The sequence below is a fragment of the Bordetella tumbae genome (genome assembly GCF_054780995.1).
In genome coordinates this window covers 208042-228745 of record NZ_BAAGVG010000024.1, presented here as the reverse complement: position 1 = coordinate 228745, position 20704 = coordinate 208042, and the positions used below count along the sequence as shown (strand labels likewise).

Genomic DNA, 20704 nt, shown 5'->3' with positions numbered 1-20704 from the left:
AAATCCCCTGTCGCGCCGGGAGTCCCGACGATGCATTGCTGTTGCAATTCAAGCGATATATGCCCGGACGAACCCGCCCTTTACTTGGCCCGCATCAAATCCGGGATCATCCACTTGCCGCTCAAGATGTCCTCGTTGGGCTGATACATGCGCAAGATCACGTAGAAGGGCCCATCGGGTGCAGGCAACCAGTTGGCAGCGTTGTCGCTCGTGGGCTTTTCGTGCTGGATGGGAATCGTCAGTGAGCCATCCTTGGCTTTGGTCAGGCCTTCGGTGTCCGAGCCTACCTCGTAGCGCTGGATCTCGTTGGCCACCAGCATTTTGTCATCCGCGTTGTACATCGTGAGAGACCAGAACGCGTTCACAGGCGGCAGCGTATCGAACTTCAGGGTATAGCGATTGCTGCCGTCCAGCGCCTTTCCGTCGCTATCGGTATAGCGTATGGGATACATCGCCTCTTTTTCGCCGTTACCGCCGAGGTAGGGACCCGACACGACCGCGCGCAGCGGATAGTTGTAGCCGAAACTATCGAGCCCGGTGACCCAGTCCCAGCCGTTGCGCTTGGAGCTCGTGCTGGCCAACGAAGCCACCGCTACGGAGGGACCATCCTCCAGGCCCCGCAGCATGCCTTTGCGGACGGCGGGATTCAGCTTGGACGGATCAAAACCGTCCTGCGTCAGGCCTATGCGCTCGAATTGAGCGAAGAGGGCTTTGTCTTCCGTGCGAATGGGGTTGGCTTTGATGATCTGGCCGAGGTGAGTAAAGAAACCCAGTTCGTCGCCGTCAATGGACGGCAGTGGCTCCAGAGATGTTTGAGCAGGTTTTCCCCCTGCGTTCAGCGGCTGGAGCTTGAACTGTTGCTGCAAGGCTTGGAGCTTGGCGGGCGCTTCTCCTGGTACGACGCGAAGGCGTCCCCAGAGCCAGACCTTGTCGGTGCTGACGTCCAGCCGTTTGACGCCGGCAGGAAGCTTGCCTTTCCATCCAGGAGGCACCAGCGCGAATTTCCCTGCCTTGGTGCCTGTGGCGCGTCGCCCAATGTAGTGCTCCAGCTCTTGATACATGTTGAACACGTCGATCACGTAATAACGATCGTGCGTGTCCGGTACGGTGAGGATCCACGGTTCGTCCAGTTTCACCACCGCGCTCATGTAATAGGTGTCGTTGTTCGCGGTGGGCATATCCTTGGCTTGCGGTGATGCGAGCTCCGTCGCCCAGCCTATCTGGTTGAGCGGCGCGCGATAACTGGTTGCCGGCTTTGGCGACGGCACGTCGGTGTACTCGCGCATTGCGCGTTCCACGCGTACCAATGGGTAACCCCAGGTATACGCTGAAACCGCGAGCTGATAGCCATCGACCTCCATGCCTTTTTCCACGACGTCTGGCGTACCAGGCGTGGAGAGCAATTTGTCCGGGAACGGCGCTGCCAGCACAACATTCATGCTGGCGCACAGCCCGATCACGGCGAATGCGCCCCTGATAGACTGCAATCTCGAACCCTTCTCTGGACGGCAGTGCTGATCGGTCGTCATGGTGATGCCTCTTAAGGTTGCGCTGACGGGATTTACTTGGGAAATAGCAGTGTGACGGTGAATCGGCCGCCCCAGCCTCTGGGCCCGTTTTCAGGTGATTCTGCCCAGTAGCGCAAGCCCACTTGAAAACTGATGGGTTGATCGCCGATCTTGGTCACTTTTGATACTTGGAAATTGATGGGCACCGACCATTCGGACTGCTTCCAGTCGTAGGTGGATTCGGTATTCAGCGCGTACGTGATCGCGTCCGGTGTGGTGTAAGCCAGGAACGGTTGGAGAAAGGTGGATGAAACACCGGGACGGGAGGATTGACCCGCGTACGACCAGATGTGATTCGCGAGGCCGCCATACGTCCATGGGCCGCTCTGTTGCAGTACCACGCCTGTGGGGCCTGCGCCCCATTTTTTGCCGCCCAACAGACTGTCGGTCGCGGTCGGAAGCAGCAGGGCAGGGCCCAGGCCCCAAATGGTGCCAGCGGCTGTCGGTTTGGCTGGAGAAAAAAAGAAGCTTTGAACGGTATCGCCAAGTCCGCTTTGGCTCGAGCCATCGCCGGCAACATCGCTTTGCCACGTCACCGGCAGGATCGTGCGCGAAATCAGGTTCCAATCGTCATTCAGCGTGATCGGAATCACCGGTTGAATATTCAATGTGTTGCGATGGCCATTACCGTTTGGCCCGATGCCACGATCGTAGTTGTATTGGAACGGGACGCTGATCAGCGCGGCAACGGGATTGCTGAGCTGTTTCGCGAGCTCCTGGCTGTCCGCGGCATTTGCGGTCCACGCGTTGAGCGTTAAGAACGCCGCAAGTGCTAAATGCGTTCCTGCGCTTTGCGAAATACAGTTACCCGGTCGTGAGAGATGGGGCTTTCTTGCGGAAGACATGACAACTCCTAAGCCGGCCCGCAAGCAGGCTGGAATTCAACGAAACTTTCGCATAATGTTGCTAACTCTATCGGATTTGCGATATGGCGTAAACCGAATGGGCGGAGCATTAGTTGAAATAAACGGTGACGGCGGTCAGTCAAAGATGGTCCTTTGCGTTTTGTCCAAAGGGGCTGAAGGACACAATCCGGTAGTATTTCGTGAGTGCTTCATTGGTGAGCGGCATGAGGCCGCCACCAGTCATTCGAAATAAAGGACGCGATTCTCACTATGAGTGCTACATCTCCAGAATTAATCGCAGACCAAGTATCAGCTACGCTGTCAATTTTAGAGAAACACCTGGGCGAAAATATTCTGGCGATTCACTTGTTTGGCTCTGCCGTGGATGGTGGCTTAAAACCATCCAGCGATATCGACCTGCTGATTACGGTGAGCGCTGCGTTGGAGGACTCAACCAGAGTTGCCCTGATGACCGATCTGTTATCGGTGTCGGCTTTCCCGTGTACCGATGCGGCACTTCGAGCGCTAGAGGTGACCGTACTGGCTCAGGCAGATGTGAAGCCGTGGCGATACCCGGCGAAACGGCAAATGCAATTCGGTGAGTGGTTACATGACGATATCAAGGCGGGTGTTATTGAGCCGGCGATGATGGATCACGATCTGGCCATCTTGTTGACCAAGGTGCGGCGGCATAGTGTGCCCTTGTACGGCCCGCCAGCCCAAGCGTTTTTCGACGACGTTCCTCTCAGCGATGTGCAACGCTCGCTATTGGACACTTTGGCTCTCTGGAATACGGAGGCAGACTGGGAAGGCGATGAAAGAAATATCGTTCTGGCCTTGGTGCGTATCTGGTACACGGCTATGACGGGAGATATTGCCTCCAAGGATGCTGCGGCTGACTGGGCCCTTCAGCGTCTGCCAACCGGGCACCATCAAATCGTCATGGCTGCACGAGATGCATACCTCGGATTGGGCACGGATAATCTCGCCGCCTATCCCCGAGAGCGGGCAGAATTGCTGAACTACATCAGATCTAGCGTGATGGCGAAATTGCGATAGCTGAGTGGTACTGGCAGTACCGGTATTTCGAATTGCCTTGTTGCGACATCGGACAGCTACAACAATGCTGCCTGACATTTGTACGCTATAGGAATTCACAGTGCCGATCATCCGCGCCGATGTCGCGCTGAAACAAAAGACGCCCGGCACCAGCCGGGCGCGTATGAAACGGCTTCAGGTTTTGTAGCGATTGCGCAGATCACGGATCTGATCGTGGTTGCGCAGCACGCCCTGATACTGACGCTCAACGAGGGCGCGGATTTCTTCTGGCAGCGCTTCTTTCAACGCATCGTTGTACTGAGACTTTGCAACATCTTCGCCGCGTTCGCATTCCTCGAGGATGGAGAGGTCGCTGCGGCCGGTGACGGCGGCTTTCAGGTTCGTCCACCCGCGATGCATGGCACCGGCCACCGTGCCGCTGTCTTCGGGCTTGCCGCCCAGTTGAACGACGACGGTTTGCAGCTCGGCAGCGCCAGCCGCGCAATCGCGCGCACGGTCCCTGAATAGCGTTTGCAGTTCGGGATTCTTGGTGTCCTCGGCGGCGGCAGTAAAGCCTTTTTCGCCGTTCTTGGAAGTTTCAATAAGGTTGTTCAATACCTTGACGACGTGATCAGCCATGCTTTTCTCCATAACGGTTAACACACCCAGGGCGAAACGCCCCACTTGCCGTCATGGCTCAGCAAGTAGTGTGCCTGATCCGTTTCAGTGCAGAGAATTCCACAGATTGACCGTGGCGTAGCTACGCCACGGGCGCCATCCGTTTGCGAGCTCGACGATCTGCTTCGGCGTACGCGGCGTCAGTGCTTTTTTCACACCATAGTCAGTCGGCAAAAATGCGTCGGGCCACGCCATCGCGCGCATCGCAATGTATTGCGCCGTCCACGGCCCGATGCCGGGCAGTGCCAACAGTTTCTCGATCTCTTGTTCGGGCTGTGCGCCAGCGCCAAAGTCGATCTCGTTCTCGGCCAGCGCCCGCGCGAGCGCGAGAATCGTTCTGGCGCGGGTGCGGATGATGCCGAGCGGACCGAGATGGCTCTCGATGTCTCCGTCCAGGGACAGCATGCGTTCGGGCGCAGGAAACGCATGGGACAAGCCTGCAATGCCCGTCTGCACCGGCGTGCCGTACTGGTTCACCACACGAGTCGCCAACGTGCGCGCTGCGCCCACAGTGATTTGCTGCCCCAGCACCGCCCGCACCGCCATTTCAAAGGAATCGAAACAGCCGGGCAATCGCGTTCCCAGCACCTGCAGCCCCGGCGCCAAGTCGTTCATCACACGCAGCCCCTCGTCGACGGCCACGGGATCGCAATCCAGGTCAAAGAGATGGCGAACACGCGCTAACACTTGCGGCAGAACGGGCCGCAGCGATACCGAGGCCTCTACATTGAGCGCCTGTTTTTGCGGCAGATGGTTCACGCGTATCCATCCCGAGTGCATTTTTCCGTCGAGTCCCGTCAGCGCTACAGCGCGTGCATAGGTATTCGACTCGATGAGCTCTATGCCAGGAATGGCACGCGTAGCCAGAAACGCCAGTATGGCGCTCCATTGATAGGGTGGACGATAGTCCAGCGCCAGGGGGGGCTGGTCGGCGGCATTCTGGTTTCGCCTCATGCGCTGCCTATTTCCGATATCCCAGTTTCCGCGAAATCTCGCTTGCACAAGCCAGCAACGGCTTTGCAATGGCGCCATCCCACGCCACATCGAATAATCCCGACGGCCCCAAGCTCGTCAGCGCCAACGTCACATTGCCCGTGTTATCAAACACCGGTACCGACAACGCATCCACACCCGGCAACGGATTGCCAATCGCGCGCGCCATCCCATGTACGCGGATATCTGCCAAGCGTGCCTCTACATCGGCATAGCTGACTTTCCGAGGCGGTTGCTGGCCTGCGATGACAGCGGTGTCGCCTGCTTCACGCTGGATATAGTGCTCGGCGACTTTGGGCGGCAGCCATGCGGCGAACACCAATCCCGTTGCCGTGTGCAGCATGGACATGACCGTGCCCTTGCGCATGTTCACATGCACCGGATAACTGGCCTCGGTCATATGGATCATCGTGGGACCGTGCGAGCCCAGCACGGCAATACCCAGCGTGTGACCGATACTCGATTGCAATTCCGCAATCTCGGGCAGGGCAACACGCACCGGATCCAAGCGCTGCAAACTGACCAACCCCATCTGCAGCGCAAAAGGCCCCAATTCATATTGCCCGGTAATCCCATCCTGCTGCACCAGGCCGACGCGAGTGAAACTGACTAAATATGGATGGGCTTTCGCTGACGTCATGCCTGCCGCTGCAGCCAGGTCGCGTAACGTCAGAGGCTTGCCGGCATTCACTAACGCGGCCAGCAAGGGAAAGCCGACCTCTACAGATTGAATGCTCCGCCGCCCATCGTTAGGCTTGGACGCTGCCGTCATGCTCGCTGCCCCTGTTCGCCGCGAGCTTGCAGCAGGCGTTCAGCCATTTCCACGAATCCGCCGCCTCCGTGACGTGACGCCACGTATGCCGGCTGATGCGTGAGCCTATGCAACAGCGCCTGAATGTTGGCAACGCCTACGGAAATCGGAAAGAACTGGAACATGGGCTCGTCGTTCGGCGAGTCTCCGATAAACAGGCAGTCAGACAGTACTTGATCAATATTCAGATCGAGTTCGCGTTCGAACAGGGTGCGCGTCATGCTGAGTTTGTCGTAGTCCCCAAACCAGCCATTGACGTGGATCGAGCTCACCTTGGCTTGCGCGCCTGCTGCTTCAAAAATGCTCACGATCCGGCTGATGGCCTCATCCGGCAGGGCAGGGACGTCTTCGCAAAAATCAATCGCCAAGTCCGCCACCCGGTAATCCTGGTCACTGGCAACCGCCGTGCCCGGCACCTCGTGCAGTACCCGGTCACGAATCGCATTGAGCTGCTCGCGGTTGACTGCGCGGGTTTGTGCATCGGCCCAGTAATGGCTTTTCATACGCCGTGCGCCGCGATCGTAGGCGTAATAAAACGCCCCGTTCTCGCCCACCACGGCGCGCACCGGCCACATCCGGGCAATATGGTCGCACCAGCCCGCGGGGCGGCCCGTGATCGGGATGACCTGAATCCCGGCGGCATCCAGGCGCTCCAGCGCGTGATAGGCCTCGGCCGGCAGGCGGCCTTCGGTGGTCAGCGTATCGTCGATGTCGGTCAGTACGATCTGCACCGCTGCGGCAACGGGGGCGGGGAGGGACGCTAGATCTTGCATGGCTGTTTTGTCTGGTTTCTGATGAGTTTTTCTGATGGCAGTGTACCGTTCGGAGACGCAGTCGGGCACGTGGCGGGATCCGGGGATCGGCCTTTGTCACTGGGGCTGGCCCCCCGGCGGTCCCAAGGGCAGGTAAAATCACGTTTTTCCCAGCCGGTTTCTCTGACGTTATGTCCGCCCCGCTTGCCTCCGTTTCCCCTGACACCGCATCCGAATCCTTTGATATTGCGTCTGTCGCAGAGATCATCGCCGAGCTGCGCGCCGGCCGCATTGTCATCCTGGTCGACGAAGAAGACCGCGAAAACGAGGGTGACCTGGTCATGGCGGCCGAGTTTGTAACGCCCGAGGCGATCAATTTCATGGTCACCTATGGCCGCGGACTGGTCTGTCTGACATTGACCGAAGAGCGCTGCCGCCAGCTCGAGCTGCCCCTGATGGCCAGCCGCAACGGCACGCGATACGGCACGAATTTCACCCAATCCATCGAGGCCGCCGTCGGCGTGGAAACCGGGATTTCGGCTGCTGACCGGGCCCGCACCATTCAGGTTGCTGTGGCGCGTGATGCCAAACCCGCCGATCTGGTGCAACCGGGCCACATTTTCCCGGTGCGTGCCGTGCCCGGCGGCGTACTGGTGCGCGCGGGCCATACTGAGGCCGGTTGCGACCTGACCGCCATGGCCGGCCTGACGCCTGCTGCCGTCATCTGCGAGATCCTCAACCCCGATGGCACGATGGCGCGTCTGCCTGATCTGGTTCAGTTCGCTCGCCAGCACGATCTGAAAATCGGCACGATTGCCGATCTGATCCAATACCGCAGCGAGCACGAGTCCGTGGTCAAGCGCGTCGGCGAGCGCACCATGCAGACCGCCTGGGGCGAGTTCCGCGCCGTGGCCTACCAGGATACCGCCAGCGGCTCGGCCCATCTGGCCCTGGTGCACGGCGATATCGATCCGCAGCGTGAAACCCTGGTGCGCGTGCACGAGCCCGCGTCCATTCTCGATGCCCTGGATACCGGCAATACGCCCCACAGCTGGGGCGTGGGCCGCGCGTTGCAAGCCATCGCCCAGACGCCCGCCGGCGTCGTGGTCCTGATGAATTGCCAATCCTCCACCGAACACCTGTTCCAACAAATCGCGGGTTGGGCCGGTAACGCCCAGCAAACCAGCACCGATGGCGGCGATCGCTATGGGTTGCGCACCTACGGTATTGGCGCTCAGATCCTGCGTGATCTGAACGTCGGCCAGATGCGTTTGCTGGCGCGTCCGCGCAAAATGCCCAGTATGGCCGGCTTTTCGCTGACCGTTACGGGTTACGATTGCGACCCTTCAACCCCCGCCACTTCACAAGGCTGACAAATGAATCCTTACATCCTGACCCCTGATCTGAATGGCGAAGGGCTGCACATCGGTATCGTGCGCGCTCGCTTTAACGAGGAAATCGGCCAGGCCGAACTCGACGCTTGCCTGCAGCAATTGGCTGAACAGGGCGTGGACGAGCGCGACGTCATGGTCGCGACGGTGCCTGGTGCGCTCGAGCTGGGCGTCGCGCTGTCGCACATGGCCGAGACATTCGAGTTCGACGCATTGATCGCCCTGGGCGCGGTCATTCGCGGCGAAACCTACCATTTTGAAGTCGTCAGCAACGAAATGGCTACCGCCATTTCCCGCATTTCCCTGGAAACGGGCATCCCCGTGGCCAATGGCGTCCTGACCGTCGACACCGACGAGCAGGCGCAGGCCCGCGCGGCCGGCAAGGGCCGCGACTGCGCCCTGGTCGCCGTGGAAATGGCCAACCTGGTCGCGGCGCTGGAGCCCGAAGAGGACGACGAGGACGAAGACGAGGAAGAAGATTTTGACAACGAATAAACCGACCGCCGCGGATAGCGCTGCTCAGGCACGCGCCAACGCCCGCAGCGCCCGCCGTCGCGCCCGTGAGTTCGCCTTGCAGGGCGTGTATGCGTGGCTGCTGCGTGGCGGCGAAGGCACGCAGGACGCCGGCGAGATCGACGCGCACCTGCGCGATGCTGACGATTTTTCCGAGGCAGACGCGCAGTGGTTCAAGACCTTGCTGCACGGTGTGTTTCGCGAGGCGGCCAGCTTGCGCGAGCGTTTTACGCCGTATATCGACCGTCCGCTGAACGAGCTGTCGCCGGTCGAGCACGGTATTTTGCTGATCGGCAGCTACGAGCTGGTGCATCACGTCGAGGTCCCCTACAAGGTCGCCATCAACGAGGCCGTTGAGTTGGCCAAGTCGTTCGGCGGCACTGATGGCTTCAAGTTCGTCAACGGCGTGCTCGATAAGCTCGCCGCCGACGTGCGCACCACCGAAGTCCAGGCCGCAGCCGCTCAGCGCCGCTAAACGCAGGAGGCTGACCCGGCGGCGGTTGCGGCCGCCCCAAAGCAAAACACCCCCTTGGGGGGGGGTAGCAACCCGTAGGCAGCGTGGGGGGCATTTCTCTTTGTCGTCTGAATTCGATCTGATTGCGCGTTACTTCACGCGGCCCGCGCCTGCGGGCCTGCTTGGGGTGGGCGACGACTGCGCGTTGTTTCCGGTGCCTGCCGGGATGCAGGTTGCGACCAGCACCGATTTGTTGATCCAGGGCCGGCATTTTTTCCCCGATGTTGATCCACAAGCCCTCGGCCACAAATCGCTGGCCGTGAATCTTTCCGATTTGGCAGCAATGGGTGCGCGTCCTATCGGTTGTGTTCTCGGATTGGCTTTGCCGCAGGCCAACGAGTCCTGGCTGGCGGCGTTCGCGCAGGGATTCCACGCGCTCGCTGATGCACATGGCTGCCCGTTGATCGGGGGCGACACGACCCGCAGCCCGCAAGATCTGGCGATCAGCGTGACGATATTTGGCGCGGTTGCCGCCGATCGCGCCTTGCGCCGCGATGCGGCGCAAGCGGGCGATGAAATCTGGGTATCCGGTGCGCTGGGCGCCGCAGATGTCGCGTACCGCTTGCTGGATGGTCAATGGCCTGAGGATGCCGCTTTGTTAGCCGCGACGCGCCGGGCGCTCGAATGGCCTGAGCCTCGTGTTGCCTTGGGGCAGGGCCTGGTTGGCGTAGCCCACGCAGCGATCGATATTTCCGACGGCCTATTACAGGATTTGGGACACATCCTGTCCGCAAGCCGCGTGGGGGCACAATTGCATTACGATGCGATGCCGGTGGTGCCTGCGTTGCATGGCTTGCCGCCGGCCGTCTTGACACAAGCCGTGCTGGGTGGCGGCGATGTGTACGAATTATGTTTTACGGCCGCTGCGGACCAGCATGAACAGGTCCTCAGCGCTGCGGCCCGCGTGGGCGTTGCTGTGACGAGGGTGGGCCATATCACGCAGGCCCTCGGTATAGTGGTGCTGGGCGCAGACGGCCATCCTCTGTCCGCATTGCCGCGCGGCTTTGATCATTTTCCGGTGTCTTGAATCATGTTCGATGCTTCTTCCGACTCTTCGTCCAAGACCATGCGCGACCGCACGCGGGTAGCCTATCCCGCGGCGCGTTGGGTCATGAGCGATCCAGGCAGACTGATTGCCTTTGGTCTGGGCAGTGGCTTATTGCGTCCCGCATCGGGTACGTGGGGCACACTGTTAGCGTGGTTGATTTGGGCCGCTGCTGCAGGGGCGGCTTCGGATCTGGCCATGGGTATATTCCTGGCCCTGGCATTTCTCTATGGCTGCTGGGCCTGCCATCGTGTCGGCCGCGAGTTGCAAGTCGGCGATCACGTCGGTATCGTCTGGGACGAGATGGTCGCGTTCTGGTTGGTCTTGTGGCTCACGCCCGACACCTTTTATGCGCAACTGCTCGCTTTTGGCTTGTTCCGTTTATTCGATATTGCCAAGCCGCCTCCGATCAAATACTTTGATTCGAAGATCAAAGGCGGCTTTGGCGTGATGTGGGACGACATTGTCGCGGCCGCCTATGCGTTGCTCGTCATGGCAATTGTCGTGCGTTTGGGAGCCTTTGCTTGAGTACCACCCCCCACAAACCCGTGCCCGGTCTGGCGCCTGCCTCGCTCTCTCATGCCCAGGCGTTGGGCTTGGCCGAACGCCTGGGCGCTGCTTTGCAGCGCCGCGGCTGGCTGATGGGCACGGCGGAATCCTGCACCGGCGGCTTGTTGGCGGGTGCGATCACGTCGGTGGCGGGCTCCAGCGAATGGTTCGAACGCGGGTTCGTGACCTATAGCAATGCCGCCAAAGTCACCGAAATCAGCGTGTCTCCCGATACGCTCGATCGTTATGGGGCGGTCAGCGAAGCCACCGCGCTGGAGATGGCCAATGGCGTGTTGCTGGCGACGCCGAACGCACACATCGCTGCCTCTACCACGGGCATCGCCGGGCCAGGCGGTGCCACGCCGGGTAAACCGGTGGGCATGGTGTGCTTTGGTTTTGCCATGCGAGGTGTCGATGGCATCACATCGCGTGCGCTGACGGAGGTATTCCCCGGCGACCGGGCTCAGGTCAGGCAGGCTTCGGTGGTCTATGCCCTGCGGGGGCTGTTGGAATTGATTGGCGAGCCGGTCAATCGTAGCCGGCCCTGACTCGGGCTGGACATCAAGTCCCGGCTATAGGGTCGCATATCAAGCCATGTCGATACTGCGACCCTGAGCAACAATTCATCAACGCACCGCGTTCACCGCATCACGCAGATCACGCGCTGCCTTGGCTGCGGCATCACGCCAATCATCGCCGCCGCTCGCGTACAAAATCGCCCGCGACGAGTTGATCATCATTCCGGTTCCCGCCGCGTTTCTGCCCGCGTTGACAGTGGCCGGGATGTCACCGCCTTGTGCTCCAATCCCCGGCACTAACAAAGGCACCGCATCACCGATGCGTTGCCGCACCGACGCCAATTCATTCGGAAACGTCGCGCCCACGACCAAGCCGCATTGGCCGCCGGCATTCCACTTGTCCGCCACCAGGCCGGCGACATGCAGATACAGTGGTTCGCCATTGTCCAGCTTTAAAAACTGCAGATCGGACCCGCCAGGATTTGAGGTGCGGCACAACACGATCACACCGCGATCTTTCCACGCCAGATAAGGCTCGATCGAGTCCAGCCCCATATACGGGCTCACCGTCAACGCGTGCGCGCCATAACGCTCATAGGCCTCGCGCGCGTAGTTTTCGGCCGTCGAGCCGATGTCGCCGCGTTTGGCGTCCAATACGATCGGCAAGCCGGGATGTTTGTCACGGATATGGGCACACAACGCCTCGAGTTGGTCCTCGGCGTGATTCGCCGCAAAGTACGCAATCTGCGGCTTGAAGCTGCACGCGTAGGGCGCGGTGGCGTCGACGATGTCGCGGCAAAACTGGAAAATCGCATCCGGCTTGCCGTCGAGTTCGCGCGGAAGGCGCTGAGGATCAGGGTCGAGGCCGACTTGCAGCAGAGTGTTGCCGGTGGCCCAGGCTTGTTCGAGTTGTTGAATAAAGGTCATTAGTCGCGTCGAAAAATCTCAGCTGTCATGCCGGAGAAAGAGAGGAGCCGTCAGTGTAATTTGACGCGCGGATGCGTACGGCGCAGCAACAAGCGTGCCAGCGCCAGCGTCCCCGTGCGCCAAATGCCCAGCACCGCATGGTGATGCATCAGGTGCAGGCTCATGTACATCAGGCGCGCCAGTGTACCGCTGACAAACAATCCACGTCCTGCCAGTTTGCCCATCAAACTGCCTACGCCAGCATCCTGGCCCAGCGATACCAGCGAACCATGATCATGATAGACGTATGGCTTTGTCGGCTCGTCGGTGTTGCGGATACGGGCAGTGAGCTTGTCCATCAAATAGCTGGCTTCCTGGTGCGCGGCCTGCGCGCGGGCGGGCACCGTGCGGCCATCCTCGCCCATGGGCACGGCGGAGCAATCGCCCAGCGCCAGAATATTGGGATCGGGTGACTCCAGGCGGCCATTGAGGATCAACTGGCCGATCCGGTTCAGCGGTAAATCCAGTGTTTTCATCAACGGCAGGCCTTGAATGCCGGCGGCCCACATACATAGGCCCGCTGCGAACTCACGACCATCCGCGGTCTTGATGCTATCGGGAGTGACCTCGGCCACGCGGCAGTTGGTTTCTACACGGATGCCCAACTCTGTCAGACGTTTGAGGGCGGCATCGGAAATTTTTTCCGGCAGCGCCGACAAAATGCGCGGGGCGCCTTCGACCAGCGTGATGACCAGATCCCTATCCGCACGGAAATTCGGCAAGCCATAGGCGGCCACAATACCGCCGGCCTCGCGCAGCTCGACGGCCAGTTCGACGCCCGTCGCGCCGCCACCCACGATCACCACATTCAACTCGGCAGACGGATCATTGACCTTGGCCTGATCGACCTGCACCATGGCCTTGAGCATGGTGAGCCGAAAGGCTTCGGCATTCTCGGTCGAGTCCAGCGTCACAGCATGTTCTGCCGCGCCGGGGGTATTGAAAAAGTTCGATTCGCTGCCCAGCGCCAGCACCAGCGTGTCGTAGGGTAGTTCACGCTCGGGCAACACGATTTCGCCCAGCGCATCCCGCACCTCTGCCACATTGACGGTGCGGCGTTCGCGGTCCACGCCTTGTACCGCGCCCAGCGCGAAGGTGAATCCGCACAAGTTGGCCAACATCAGATATGACAGGCCCTCTTGGTAAATATCCAGCGTTCCCGCGGCGGCCTCGTGCAACGAGGGTTTCCAGATGTGGATCGGCCGGCTGTCGACGAGGGTGACGTGTCTTGGGCCATGTTTGCGGCCGAGCTTTGCGGCCAGCTCCAGGCCGCCGGCGCCACCGCCGACGATAATGACATGATGAGGTTGGCCTGATGCCGGCCTGGCGGGTGCTTGATTCATAGCGGCCAGTATAAAGTGTGCCGCTCGAAATCGTGCCGAAATTTCGGTCTTATAAAAGACTAGAAGTTCTCTAAGCTATTGATTGAAAACGTATTGTGCAGTGCAAAAAGTGTTGCAAATACATTCGTCCCCATCTACATGACAAATCGGCTGATTGCCACGCCGACCCACACGGCGATGGTGAACAACAGCATGAGCATGACTGCCGCGCTGCCGAGGTCTTTGGCGCGCCCTAATAGCGGATGGGTCTCGACTGACAAGGCATCGGCCAGCGCCTCGACGGCAGAGTTCAGCAGTTCCACCACCAATACCAGAACGACCGAGGCAATCAGAATAAAGACCTCGTCCGTGCTGCGCCCCAGGAAAAATGCCGCTGGAATCAGCAGAATCGCTAACGCCAGTTCCTGACGGAATGCCGCCTCGTATTTGAACGCGGCATGCAGGCCCTGCATCGAATAGCGCAGCGCGTTCAGCACGCGGCGCAGGCCGCCCGTGCTTTTGTAGGGCGAAGGGTGCGGAGTATGAGACATGAATTCAGCAAGTAGATGAGAGGCGCGTCGTTTTTAACAGATTCGCGTTGCGCGCGTCAGGGGGATTGCCAATCCGCGCCTAGCGGAAACCCTAATTGTGAGGCTTATCCATATCGGCGCAAGATGCGGAACAAATTGGTCAGGCCACTTTACCTCCTAACCGGTCGTCATGCCCTTTCAGCCTATTGAGCCTCGTCGTCTATACCGTCAGATCGCAGATCAGATCCGCTTGTTGATCCAGGGCGGTGAATTCCCGGTGGGCGCGCGCCTGCCTCCTGAGCGCGACCTGGCGATCAAACTCGGCGTATCGCGGCCGTCTGTACGCGAGGCGTTGATTGCGCTCGAGGTGGAAGGCCTGGTTGAGGTCCGCATGGGTTCGGGCATCTATGTGCACAGCAGCCACGCCGCCGATAGCGTCGTGGCCGAAAGTCCGTTGGAAACCATCCGGGCCAGGCAATTGGTCGAGGGCGAACTGGCTGCCCAGGCTGCCGAATTAGCCCAGCCGGCCCAAGTCGCCGGACTACGCGAGGCGCTGCAAGCCATGCAGGCAGAGGCCGCGGCCGGACAGATACCTATCCAGGGCGACCGCCTATTTCATTTGCGCATTGCCGAGATCAGCAACAACTCCGTATTGCTGCGCGTGGTGGGCGATTTGTTCGACGAACGCCACAACCCGTTATCGGTCAAGCTCGGCGATTATTTTGAAAACCCCTCGAGCTGGAAGGCTGCGATTTCGGAACACGGCCTGGTAGTCGATGCCATTGCGGCAGGCGATGCCGTACGTGCACGCGATGCCATGCGGCATCACCTGTCTTGCTCGCACGATCGTCTGACCGCCAATTGGGCGCCCGCATCCGACAAGGTGAAAACATGACCCTGGCCTGTAAGATCCACGGCGCGCGCGACCTGCGTCTGGAGCATGACGACGAACGCGCGCTCGCGCCGCATGAGGTCGAGTTGCGGCTGGGCGCAGCAGGAATTTGCGGATCCGACCTGCACTATTACCTGCATGGACGTGTCGGGGCCTTTGTCATTCGCGAGCCCTTGATCCCTGGCCATGAGGCCTCGGGCGTCGTGCTGCGCGTGGGCGATGCGGTCACGCGCGTACAGCCCGGCATGAAGGTCGCAATCAATCCGTCGCATCCCTGTGGGCAGTGTGATTACTGTCGTGCCGGACGCGACAACTTGTGCCGCAATATGCGTTTCCTGGGCAGCGCCAGCATCTATCCGCATGTGCAGGGCATGTTCCGCGAGCGTTTTGTCATGGGCGAGCGGCAGTTGACCCCTGTGCACGAAGACATCTCGTTGGGTGAGTTGGCCTGTGCCGAGCCGCTGTCCATCGGCCTGCATGGCGTGAATCGCGCCGGCGCCTTATTGGGCAAAACCGTGCTGGTCACAGGCGGCGGCACCATCGGCTGTATGAGCGTGATTGCGGCTCGACTCGCTGGCGCAGCGCATGTGATCGTGACGGACGTTGCAGATCGTCCGCTGCAGATGGCTAGCCAGGTGGGCGCCGACGAGACTATTCGGTCTGATCAAGCCGATCCTGGCGCTTTGGCGGATATCGCCGATGTTTCTATCGAGGCTGCCGGTAATCCCGCCGCGCTGGACACTTGCCTGCGCGCCACGCGCCGTGGTGGCCGCATTGTGCAAGTGGGCACGCTGCCCGCCGAGGGGATTGCCTTTCCCGCCAACAACATCATGGCGCGCGAACTGGATTACGTCGGTGCATTCCGCGCCGGTATCGAATTCGATTGGGCGGTTTCGTTCTTGCGTTCTCGACGGGTCGATGTGCGGCCGTTGATGAGCGCGCAATTACCGCTCGATCGTGCTGTGGAAGCTTTTGAATTGGCGGCCGACCGCCAGCGTAGTACCAAGGTGCAACTCGTATGTGAACCCTGACCACCACCAAAGGCAACGGCAATCATAAAAAACACCGCTGTCGCCTGCTTAATCGCAAGAGAGGAGACAATAATGATGCAAGGTAACGCTCTCAAGGTATTGCTAGCCGCTGCTGCCCTGGCTGCATCGGGTAGCGCATGGGCCCAGACCACGCTGAAATGGGCACACGTGTATGAAACCTCCGAGCCGTTCCACACCAGTTCGGTATGGGCGGCCAAGGAAATCGAAAAACGCACCAACGGCCGCTATCACATCGATGTGTATCCGGCTTCGCAACTGGGCAAGGAAAACGACATCAACCAGGGCCTGACACTGGGTACGGTTGATATGATCATCTCCGGTTCCAGCTTTGCCGCCAAGAGTTTTCCGCGCATCGGCGTGACGTATTATCCCTATACCTTCCGCAGTCCCGAGCATCTGCTGGCCTACACCAAGAGCGATATCTACAAGACGCTGACCAAAGGCTACGAGGAAAAGAGCCGCAACCACATTGTGGCGACCACGTATTACGGCACGCGCCATTCCACCTCCAATCGTCCTTTCTCCAGTTGCGAGGAAATGAAGGGCCTGAAAATGCGCGTGCCTGATGTGCCGGCCTACTTGGCCATGCCGCGCGCATGCGGGGTGAATACGTCGCCCATCGCCTTTGCCGAGGTCTATCTGGCATTGCAGAACGGCACGGTAGAGGCCCAGGAAAACCCGTTGACCACCATCGAAGCCAAGAAATTTTTCGAGGTGCAAAAGAACATCATCCTGACCGGGCATATCGTTGATCACTTGAATACGGTGATTTCCGGAAAACTGTGGAAGAGCCTGTCCGAAGAAGACCGCAAGATCTTTGCCGAGGTCGCGCAAGAGGCTGCCGCCAAGGCATCGCTCGAGGTCATCGCCCGTGAAAAAGAACTGGTCGATGTGTTCCGCAAAAAAGGGTTGACCGTGACCGAGGTCGATACCGCCGCCTATCGCGACACCGTGCTCAAGAAAGTGCCGTTCGAGCAATACGGCTACGAGAAAGCCGATTGGGAAGCTATCCAGGCAGTCAAGTAATCGCCCACTGACGGGGTCGTAATTGGCCCCGGTTGGTACACGCCACAGGTACATAACCGACAGAGGGAAAGCATGCACGTCAATACAGGAGCCGGCCCGAGCGTCATGGCTCAATACCGCAACGACGGCGAACGTGTCGCAACGACACATCATGAATCGTCCGTCGAATCGATTGTCCACAGCTTCGAAGAAGCCGACCAGAATCAGAAAGTCGATCTCTCACATTACGCGTTCGAAGACTGGCTCTGTTTGATCCTGTTCTGGATTATGGGCGGCCTGGTTTTTCTGCAATTCTTTACGCGCTATGTAATGAACGATTCATATGCGTGGACCGAAGAGCTCGCCGTCTATGCCCTGATAGGAGTCGTTTTCCTCGGATCGGCCATGTGCGTGCGCGCTTGCCGTCATATTCAGGTGGACTTTCTTTACCGGTACCTGCCCAAAGCCGTGGCACGCGTGCTGTCCACGGTGATCGATATCGTGCGGACGGTGTTTTTCGGCTACGCAGTCTGGCTCGTATACAACTATATCGATCTGGTTGGCGTAGAGCCGATGACCACTATCTCGTGGGACAAGAGCTATGCATACTGGCTGGCCGAGGCTGGCTTCGTGATGATGTTTGTGCGCTCCATACAAGTCAGCGTGCAGAACTGGCGCCAGGGATATTCGTCGCTGGATAACCCCGCCGCTTATCAAAGTCTGGACTGACCTGACGCCCAAGGAGCCAGTATGGGAATTCTGATCGGAACCTTTCTGTTATTGATGATCTTTGGCGTGCCGGTAGCCGTGTCTATGGCCGGTGCGTCCTTATTGTTTCTGCTGTGGTCTGGCAGCGTGCCCGACGTGGTGATCGCGCAGCGCATGATCGCTGGCGTCGAATCGTTTCCGTTGCTGGCGGTACCGTTTTTTATCCTGGCCGGCAACTTGATGAATATCGCCGGGATTACAGGCCGCATTTATAACTTTGCCGTGGCGCTGGTAGGGTGGATGCGAGGCGGATTGGGGCAGGTGAATATCATCGGCTCGGTGGTGTTTGCTGGCATGTCGGGCACCGCGATCGCCGATGCCGCAGGGCTGGGCACCATCGAGATCAAAGCCATGAAGGACCATGGCTATGAGACGGAATTTGCGGTAGGCGTCACCGCTGCCTCGGCGACGTTGGGCCCGATCTTGCCGCCGTCCTTGCCATTCGTGATCTACGGCATGATGGCCAACGTGTCTATTGGCTCGTTGTTTCTGGCAGGCATTGTTCCCGGTGTCGTGTTGACGCTGCTGATGATGTTCACCGTCGCGTATTTCGCACGCAAGAACAATTGGGGCGGCGACGTGGCCTTTGATTGGAAACGGCTCGCTGGCGCGTCCCTCGAGGTGTTGGTGGTGTTGGCATTCCCGTTCAGTATTTGGGTAATGACCCAATTTGGCGTCTCCGCCAATACCGCCACGTTGATTGCCTTCGCCGCATTGCTGGCGGTCGACTGGTATTTCGATTTTTCTGCAGTGATGGCACTGATGGCGCCGGTGATCTTGATTGGCGGCATGACGATGGGGTGGTTCACGCCCACTGAGGCGGCCGTTGCCGCGGTGATCTGGGCCTTGTTCCTGGGCTTGGTGCGTTATCGCTCGATGAGTCTGCGTACCTTGGCCAAGGCTACCTTCGACACCATTGAGACCACGGCATCGGTGCTGTTCATCGTGACGGCGGCATCGGTGTTCGCCTGGCTGTTGACCACGACCCAGGCCGCGCAGACCCTGACCGACGCCATTCTGGCGGTGACCCATAACAAATGGGTATTCCTGCTGTTGGCGAACCTGTTGATCCTGGTGGTGGGCTGCTTCATCGATACCATTGCGGCGATCACCATTCTGGTGCCGATTCTGCTGCCCCTGGTGTTGAAGCTGGGCATCGATCCCATCCACTTTGGATTGGTGATGACGCTGAACCTGATGATAGGCCTGCTGCATCCGCCACTGGGGATGGTGCTATTTGTCTTGGCGCGGGTGTCAAAGCTATCCGTCGAGCGCACCACGATGGCGATCTTGCCATGGCTCGTGCCGCTGTTCATCGCCCTGATTGTCATTACTTATATTCCCAGTGTCAGCATGTGGTTACCCGATCTGGTCGGAGGTGGTAAGTGAGTCACGCAGCACAAGCCGGCGCGCGGGCCGGCGATATTCCAATTATTCGTATTCATGCCGCTGATAATGTCGTGATTGCGCGCCGTCAATTGGTAGGCGGTACAACGTTGCCGACCGAGGGCATCACCGTGGCCGGGTTGATTCCGCCCGGGCATAAGGTCGCAGTGCGCGCGATTGCTGCGGGGCAGCCCGTGCGCCGCTATAACCAGGTCATCGGCATTGCGCGGCAAGACATTGCGCCGGGTCAACATGTGCATACGCATAATCTGGCGTTCTCCGATTTCGAGCGCGACTATGCTGTGGGACAGGATGCTCATGAGACGGACTACGTGGCGCAGTCCGCCACGTTTGACGGCATCGTCCGCGCCGACGGACGTGTGGCTACGCGCAACTACATCGGCGTGCTGACGTCGGTGAATTGCTCTGCCACGGTGGCGCGCGCCATCGCCGATCATTTTCGGCGCGACATCCATCCGGAGGCCTTGTCTGCCTATCCCAATGTCGATGGCGTCGTAGCGTTGACGCATGGCGCGGGGTGTGCCACTGGCAGCGACGGAGAACCCTTGCGGGTATTGCGTCGTACCTTGGGCGGTTACGCGCGTCATGCCAATTTCGGTGCGTTGATGGTAGTGGGCCTCGGCTGCGAAACCAATCAGATCGAAGGCCTGATGGAACAGGAACATCTGCGGGAAAGCGGCCGGCTGCATACCTTCAGCATCCAAGGCACCGGAGGCACTCGACGTACGGTAGCACGTGGCATCGAGCTGATCGAACAGATGCTGGAGGAAACGAATCGCGTGCAACGTCAACCCGTGTCGGCCAGTCATCTGACCATAGGCCTGCAATGTGGCGGGTCAGACGGCTATTCGGGGATCAGTGCAAATCCGGCGCTCGGGGCGGCGGTGGACTTGCTGGTGCGCCATGGTGGCTCTGCCATCCTGTCCGAGACGCCGGAAATCTATGGCGGCGAACATCTGCTGACGCGCCGCGCCGTGTCTGCCGCCGTGGCCGACAAGCTGCTCGCGCGACTGCGCTGGTGGGAAGATTACTGTTCCCGCAATGACGCCGAGATGGATAACAACCCGTCGGCAGGGAACAAGGCCGGCGGCTTGACGACTATCCTGGAAAAATCTCTAGGCGCCATTGCCAAAAGCGGCACGACCAATTTGGTGGATGTCTATGAATACGCGCAGCCCGTCACGGCACGGGGGCTGGTGTTTATGGATACGCCGGGCTACGACCCCGTGTCTGCGACTGGGCAAGTCGCAGGTGGCGCGAACCTGATCTGCTTCACGACAGGCCGTGGCTCGGCCTATGGCTGTGCACCGTCGCCCTCATTAAAGCTCTCGACCAATACCGAATTGTGGCGGCGTCAGGAGGATGACATCGACATCAACTGTGGTGAGGTCGTCGACGGCGATAGCGATGTGCAAGCCATGGGCGAGCGAATTTTTCAGTTGATGCTGGACACGGCTTCGGGCCGGCGCAGCAAGAGCGAAATCCACGGTTATGGACAGAATGAGTTCGTGCCCTGGCAATTGGGCGCTGTGATGTAGCGATCCCGG

22 protein-coding genes are annotated in these 20704 nt (G+C 59.7%); 13 read left to right on the top strand and 9 right to left on the bottom strand.

The genetic code is table 11. The features are described from left to right. Positions 1 to 80: 80 nt before the first annotated feature. Entirely contained in the window at positions 81 to 1529 is a 1449-nt protein-coding gene (locus tag ACYVI2_RS26200) for a DUF1254 domain-containing protein (protein WP_415817332.1), read from the bottom strand. A 32-nt stretch (positions 1530 to 1561) separates the two neighbouring features. Beyond that, on the bottom strand, positions 1562 to 2413 hold the full coding sequence (locus tag ACYVI2_RS26195) for a transporter (protein WP_415817334.1): 852 nt from the start codon (positions 2411 to 2413) through the stop codon (positions 1562 to 1564). A 270-nt stretch (positions 2414 to 2683) separates the two neighbouring features. On the opposite strand from ACYVI2_RS26195, the gene ACYVI2_RS26190 reads away from it, so the two are divergent. Further along, the gene (locus ACYVI2_RS26190) at positions 2684 to 3472 is read left to right on the top strand and encodes an AadA family aminoglycoside 3''-O-nucleotidyltransferase (protein WP_415817336.1); all 789 of its coding nucleotides are present in this window, start codon (positions 2684 to 2686) and stop codon (positions 3470 to 3472) included. A gap of 174 nt (positions 3473 to 3646) precedes the next feature. Here the strand turns inward: ACYVI2_RS26190 and ACYVI2_RS26185 are convergent, their stop codons facing one another. The 4 genes from ACYVI2_RS26185 to ACYVI2_RS26170 form a co-directional block, all read right to left on the bottom strand. Beyond that, a complete protein-coding gene (locus ACYVI2_RS26185) occupies positions 3647 to 4090 on the bottom strand; it encodes a PA2169 family four-helix-bundle protein (protein ID WP_415817338.1) in 444 nt (147 codons plus the stop codon). 84 nt (positions 4091 to 4174) lie between these two features. Beyond that, the gene (locus tag ACYVI2_RS26180) at positions 4175 to 5083 is read right to left on the bottom strand and encodes an AlkA N-terminal domain-containing protein (protein ID WP_415817341.1); all 909 of its coding nucleotides are present in this window, start codon (positions 5081 to 5083) and stop codon (positions 4175 to 4177) included. 7 nt (positions 5084 to 5090) lie between these two features. After that, a complete protein-coding gene (locus ACYVI2_RS26175; RefSeq protein ID WP_415817343.1) occupies positions 5091 to 5894 on the bottom strand; it encodes an IclR family transcriptional regulator in 804 nt (267 codons plus the stop codon). Then, the gene (locus tag ACYVI2_RS26170) at positions 5891 to 6706 is read right to left on the bottom strand and encodes an HAD-IIB family hydrolase (protein ID WP_415817345.1); all 816 of its coding nucleotides are present in this window, start codon (positions 6704 to 6706) and stop codon (positions 5891 to 5893) included. The genes ACYVI2_RS26175 and ACYVI2_RS26170 overlap by 4 nt, the downstream gene beginning before the upstream one ends. Positions 6707 to 6876: 170 nt before the next feature. On the opposite strand from ACYVI2_RS26170, the gene ribBA reads away from it, so the two are divergent. From ribBA to ACYVI2_RS26140, 6 genes are all read left to right on the top strand, one after another. Beyond that, a complete protein-coding gene (gene ribBA / locus ACYVI2_RS26165; protein ID WP_415817347.1) occupies positions 6877 to 8058 on the top strand; it encodes a bifunctional 3,4-dihydroxy-2-butanone-4-phosphate synthase/GTP cyclohydrolase II in 1182 nt (393 codons plus the stop codon). Between the two features lie 3 nt (positions 8059 to 8061). Further along, positions 8062 to 8571 carry a 6,7-dimethyl-8-ribityllumazine synthase gene (ribH, locus tag ACYVI2_RS26160; RefSeq protein WP_415805451.1) on the top strand — a complete coding sequence of 170 codons (510 nt, stop codon included), beginning with the start codon at positions 8062 to 8064 and terminating at the stop codon, positions 8569 to 8571. After that, positions 8558 to 9064, top strand: coding sequence for a transcription antitermination factor NusB (gene nusB / locus ACYVI2_RS26155; protein ID WP_415817349.1), 507 nt, complete (start codon positions 8558 to 8560; stop codon positions 9062 to 9064). Before ribH ends, nusB begins: the two co-directional genes overlap by 14 nt. A gap of 100 nt (positions 9065 to 9164) precedes the next feature. Next, entirely contained in the window at positions 9165 to 10130 is a 966-nt protein-coding gene (gene thiL, locus ACYVI2_RS26150; protein ID WP_460490372.1) for a thiamine-monophosphate kinase, read from the top strand. Between the two features lie 39 nt (positions 10131 to 10169). Then, a complete protein-coding gene (locus ACYVI2_RS26145) occupies positions 10170 to 10676 on the top strand; it encodes a phosphatidylglycerophosphatase A family protein (protein ID WP_415817750.1) in 507 nt (168 codons plus the stop codon). Beyond that, positions 10673 to 11245: a CinA family protein gene (locus ACYVI2_RS26140; protein WP_415817353.1), complete on the top strand. Its 573-nt coding sequence runs from the start codon at positions 10673 to 10675 to the stop codon at positions 11243 to 11245. Before ACYVI2_RS26145 ends, ACYVI2_RS26140 begins: the two co-directional genes overlap by 4 nt. A gap of 78 nt (positions 11246 to 11323) precedes the next feature. Here ACYVI2_RS26140 and pyrF read toward each other — a convergent pair whose 3' ends face one another. The 3 genes from pyrF to ACYVI2_RS26125 all read right to left on the bottom strand — a co-directional run bounded on the left by pyrF (position 11324) and on the right by ACYVI2_RS26125 (position 14054). After that, positions 11324 to 12142, bottom strand: a complete 819-nt coding sequence (pyrF, locus tag ACYVI2_RS26135) for an orotidine-5'-phosphate decarboxylase (RefSeq protein ID WP_415817355.1) — start codon at positions 12140 to 12142, stop codon at positions 11324 to 11326. 50 nt (positions 12143 to 12192) lie between these two features. After that, positions 12193 to 13524: an NAD(P)/FAD-dependent oxidoreductase gene (locus ACYVI2_RS26130; RefSeq protein ID WP_415817356.1), complete on the bottom strand. Its 1332-nt coding sequence runs from the start codon at positions 13522 to 13524 to the stop codon at positions 12193 to 12195. 134 nt (positions 13525 to 13658) lie between these two features. Continuing rightward, positions 13659 to 14054, bottom strand: coding sequence for a diacylglycerol kinase (locus ACYVI2_RS26125; protein WP_415817357.1), 396 nt, complete (start codon positions 14052 to 14054; stop codon positions 13659 to 13661). 169 nt (positions 14055 to 14223) lie between these two features. Here ACYVI2_RS26125 and ACYVI2_RS26120 point away from each other — a divergent pair, with 169 nt between their 5' ends. The 6 genes from ACYVI2_RS26120 to ACYVI2_RS26095 all read left to right on the top strand — a co-directional run bounded on the left by ACYVI2_RS26120 (position 14224) and on the right by ACYVI2_RS26095 (position 20695). After that, the gene (locus ACYVI2_RS26120; RefSeq protein ID WP_415817359.1) at positions 14224 to 14928 is read left to right on the top strand and encodes a FadR/GntR family transcriptional regulator; all 705 of its coding nucleotides are present in this window, start codon (positions 14224 to 14226) and stop codon (positions 14926 to 14928) included. Then, positions 14925 to 15956: an L-idonate 5-dehydrogenase gene (locus tag ACYVI2_RS26115; RefSeq protein WP_415817361.1), complete on the top strand. Its 1032-nt coding sequence runs from the start codon at positions 14925 to 14927 to the stop codon at positions 15954 to 15956. Before ACYVI2_RS26120 ends, ACYVI2_RS26115 begins: the two co-directional genes overlap by 4 nt. A gap of 72 nt (positions 15957 to 16028) precedes the next feature. Beyond that, positions 16029 to 17003 (top strand): sialic acid TRAP transporter substrate-binding protein SiaP, encoded by a 975-nt coding sequence (locus ACYVI2_RS26110; protein WP_415817363.1) that lies wholly within the window; start codon positions 16029 to 16031, stop codon positions 17001 to 17003. A gap of 72 nt (positions 17004 to 17075) precedes the next feature. After that, positions 17076 to 17711: a TRAP transporter small permease gene (locus ACYVI2_RS26105; protein WP_415817365.1), complete on the top strand. Its 636-nt coding sequence runs from the start codon at positions 17076 to 17078 to the stop codon at positions 17709 to 17711. Positions 17712 to 17732: 21 nt separating this feature from the next. Next, on the top strand, positions 17733 to 19139 hold the full coding sequence (locus ACYVI2_RS26100) for a TRAP transporter large permease (protein WP_415817367.1): 1407 nt from the start codon (positions 17733 to 17735) through the stop codon (positions 19137 to 19139). A 35-nt stretch (positions 19140 to 19174) separates the two neighbouring features. Beyond that, on the top strand, positions 19175 to 20695 hold the full coding sequence (locus tag ACYVI2_RS26095) for a UxaA family hydrolase (protein WP_415817752.1): 1521 nt from the start codon (positions 19175 to 19177) through the stop codon (positions 20693 to 20695). The last annotated feature ends 9 nt before the right edge of the window (positions 20696 to 20704 follow it).

Excerpts from the sequence above, each read along its gene's own strand:
- ACYVI2_RS26200 (WP_415817332.1), bottom strand. The coding sequence starts at position 1,529 with ATGACGACCGATCAGCACTGCCGTCCAGAGAAGGGTTCGAGATTGCAG.
- ACYVI2_RS26195 (WP_415817334.1), bottom strand. The coding sequence starts at position 2,413 with ATGTCTTCCGCAAGAAAGCCCCATCTCTCACGACCGGGTAACTGTATT.
- ACYVI2_RS26190 (WP_415817336.1), top strand. The coding sequence starts at position 2,684 with ATGAGTGCTACATCTCCAGAATTAATCGCAGACCAAGTATCAGCTACG.
- ACYVI2_RS26185 (WP_415817338.1), bottom strand. The coding sequence starts at position 4,090 with ATGGCTGATCACGTCGTCAAGGTATTGAACAACCTTATTGAAACTTCC.
- ACYVI2_RS26180 (WP_415817341.1), bottom strand. The coding sequence starts at position 5,083 with ATGAGGCGAAACCAGAATGCCGCCGACCAGCCCCCCCTGGCGCTGGAC.
- ACYVI2_RS26175 (WP_415817343.1), bottom strand. The coding sequence starts at position 5,894 with ATGACGGCAGCGTCCAAGCCTAACGATGGGCGGCGGAGCATTCAATCT.
- ACYVI2_RS26170 (WP_415817345.1), bottom strand. The coding sequence starts at position 6,706 with ATGCAAGATCTAGCGTCCCTCCCCGCCCCCGTTGCCGCAGCGGTGCAG.
- ribBA (WP_415817347.1), top strand. The coding sequence starts at position 6,877 with ATGTCCGCCCCGCTTGCCTCCGTTTCCCCTGACACCGCATCCGAATCC.
- ribH (WP_415805451.1), top strand. The coding sequence starts at position 8,062 with ATGAATCCTTACATCCTGACCCCTGATCTGAATGGCGAAGGGCTGCAC.
- ACYVI2_RS26145 (WP_415817750.1), top strand. The coding sequence starts at position 10,170 with ATGCGCGACCGCACGCGGGTAGCCTATCCCGCGGCGCGTTGGGTCATG.
- pyrF (WP_415817355.1), bottom strand. The coding sequence starts at position 12,142 with ATGACCTTTATTCAACAACTCGAACAAGCCTGGGCCACCGGCAACACT.
- ACYVI2_RS26130 (WP_415817356.1), bottom strand. The coding sequence starts at position 13,524 with ATGAATCAAGCACCCGCCAGGCCGGCATCAGGCCAACCTCATCATGTC.
- ACYVI2_RS26125 (WP_415817357.1), bottom strand. The coding sequence starts at position 14,054 with ATGTCTCATACTCCGCACCCTTCGCCCTACAAAAGCACGGGCGGCCTG.
- ACYVI2_RS26120 (WP_415817359.1), top strand. The coding sequence starts at position 14,224 with ATGCCCTTTCAGCCTATTGAGCCTCGTCGTCTATACCGTCAGATCGCA.
- ACYVI2_RS26115 (WP_415817361.1), top strand. The coding sequence starts at position 14,925 with ATGACCCTGGCCTGTAAGATCCACGGCGCGCGCGACCTGCGTCTGGAG.
- ACYVI2_RS26110 (WP_415817363.1), top strand. The coding sequence starts at position 16,029 with ATGATGCAAGGTAACGCTCTCAAGGTATTGCTAGCCGCTGCTGCCCTG.
- ACYVI2_RS26105 (WP_415817365.1), top strand. The coding sequence starts at position 17,076 with ATGCACGTCAATACAGGAGCCGGCCCGAGCGTCATGGCTCAATACCGC.
- ACYVI2_RS26100 (WP_415817367.1), top strand. The coding sequence starts at position 17,733 with ATGGGAATTCTGATCGGAACCTTTCTGTTATTGATGATCTTTGGCGTG.